Annotated in this window: 2 protein-coding genes; both read right to left on the bottom strand. The window is 28.1% G+C overall.

The features are described from left to right. Positions 1-331: 331 nt before the first annotated feature. Positions 332-823, bottom strand: coding sequence for a SatD family protein (locus tag G413_RS0110455; protein ID WP_081637676.1), 492 nt, complete (start codon positions 821-823; stop codon positions 332-334). A 110-nt stretch (positions 824-933) separates the two neighbouring features. Next, the gene (locus tag G413_RS11575; RefSeq protein ID WP_022790801.1) at positions 934-1,929 is read right to left on the bottom strand and encodes a glycosyltransferase family 2 protein; all 996 of its coding nucleotides are present in this window, start codon (positions 1,927-1,929) and stop codon (positions 934-936) included. Positions 1,930-2,301: the final 372 nt, after the last annotated feature.

Raw genomic sequence — 2,301 nt, 5'->3', positions numbered from 1 at the left:
TAAATTGTTTTTGGTCGAACTAATTTTACTAAGGATATACCTTTTTTTTCTATATTTCCAGAAAAACGAATTTACACAAGATATTTTATGCTATCGTTTACAGTAGTGGATATAAAACCATCTTTGATTTGTGTAAAAACTTTAAAACATAAAAGTCTACTAAAACATAATTATCAATAATATAAATAAAAAGCTCTTAGCCATTTTCTTCTATACTCATAACTAATGTATTTAACAAATCCCATGAATCTTTCACCTTATAAAACTCTGTTTTCTTTAATGTTTTACTGATAGCTGGTTGACCTATCTTTAAAAAGGCTGCCGTTTTAAACTAGTTCATTTCATGATTCATATAAGCATGCAAGATTTCAACTTGGCGACTTGTGTAACTACTATATAAAATGGAAAGTAACGACAAGGTATTATTCATAATTTCCGTTTTTAATTGATCATGAGTATAAATTTTAAAATAATTGATATTTCCCCGGTATTTTTGTTTTTCTTTTGTTAACAGTTTAATCGCCTTACGAGCCAAATGAAAGGCAGGACCATCCATTTCCTGGACATTCATCGTTTGAATCTGTGTTGTAATGTTTCCAACTCCTACTCCAAATCGAATCTTTATTGGATGCAGTGAAAAAAACAACTCATTTATAATACAAATCCAATCACCGTTTACACTCATTAATCCCTCAAATTCATCTCCTAAAGTAATTTTAAATTTGGAAACTATCGATTGACAGTATTTAGAATTGATCCTATCTAAAGTATTTAATAAATTTGTCTGTACTTCTTGTCTATGCTCAATATTTTTGGAATCAATGAGATCTCATAACAAGGATTTATTGTATTCATTTCATACCTCATTCATAGTATATTGACAAATAATTCCCTACTCAAGGAATTGTTATAAAATATTCCTAAAATAGGGAATTAAATGGATTTAAATTTTTGTTTAAACGCAAAAATCAAATCCATGATCCGGGCTTTTTTTGTTTTCATTCCTTTGTAATAAGAACTAAAATTCTGTAAAAAAAGCTTTATCACATTACCATTAGTTAAATAATCAATATGATTTTGATAAAACATCATTCGTTTCTTATAATCTGGTTGATACTGCGATAATCTTGGTTCTGTTTTTTCTAACTTTTTTAAAGTTTCCAAAGGGTATTGAGCTAATAAAAGTCTTGTTTTAAGCTCATTTCTTTTTTGCGCATGTTCTTTTTTCGTGTAATGCTCCTGCTCATTAATCCCTATTGTGTTTTTACCGTGAATCCTATAAAGAAACAACGATTTGTTGTAAAAATACATTCCCTTTTGTTCTGCTGCCAATAAGTTAATTAACCAATCATGAAATAAGTCTTCTGTAAAACATTCTTGAAACCTTTGATTTAATTCTTGTCGTATAACTAAAGCACATCCCTGGAATGAATTTTGTGTTAATAATGTCTCAAAAGTAACTTCCACTACATCATTTGTATTTACTACCATTCTAAGTAGATTGTTATTGGATAAACCTTTAACTTTTTCTACTTCAAAAGTCTTGCCATCTTTATCAACAAAAGAAAAAGAGGAAGCTAGTGAAAGTATGTTGGGATGTGTATCCATGATGGCAATCATTTCTTCTACTTTATTTAAAAGCCATATATCATCTTGATCACACAGAAAAATATACTCTCCTCTACAATAAGACATCGCTTTTTTAAAGTTTTTCTTATATCCCAGATTTACTTCATTTACATAGAATGAAAATTTCATTTCTGGATGTTGTTGGATATACTTCTGAATTACTTCTCTCGTGTTATCCGTAGATTTATCATCTACCAAAATAATTTCATTCACTTTATGACTCTGATTCAAAATAGAATCTAATTGTTTTTGTATATATTTTTCACCGTTATAAGTTGCCATTGCGACTGAAATCTTCATAAACTACCTCCAAGATTTAAGTGTGATCAAAAATGATTAGTTAATCACTTGTCTTGATGCAAGCAAATCAATTCATATATCATAGCTTAAAACTGTTAAAAATAGGCCTCAACTTTTTGATTAAGTATTCGAAATAATTTATACAATTCCTATTATGAATCGAATGTTTCTTTTAAATAGTTGATTTGCTCATCAACAGTTTTATATTCCATCAAGTTGCCCTCATTATATTCTTGTTTCAATAATTATATGTATTTAAGTAAATTTAGTAAAGATGAGATAGCATAAAATATCTTGTGTAAATTCGTTTTTCTGGAAATATAGAAAAAAAGGTATATCCTTAGTAAAATTAGTTCGACCAAAAACAATTTA

It is taken from the genome of Faecalicoccus pleomorphus DSM 20574, assembly GCF_000420345.1.
In the GTDB taxonomy this organism is placed as follows: domain Bacteria; phylum Bacillota_I; class Bacilli_A; order Erysipelotrichales; family Erysipelotrichaceae; genus Faecalicoccus; species Faecalicoccus pleomorphus.
Note: the sequence above shows the minus strand (reverse complement) of the source record. Positions and strands in the feature narration are given on the sequence as shown.

Bases quoted from the DNA above. Each gene is read 5' to 3' on its own strand.
- G413_RS11575 (WP_022790801.1), bottom strand. From the start codon at position 1,929: ATGAAGATTTCAGTCGCAATGGCAACTTATAACGGTGAAAAATATATA.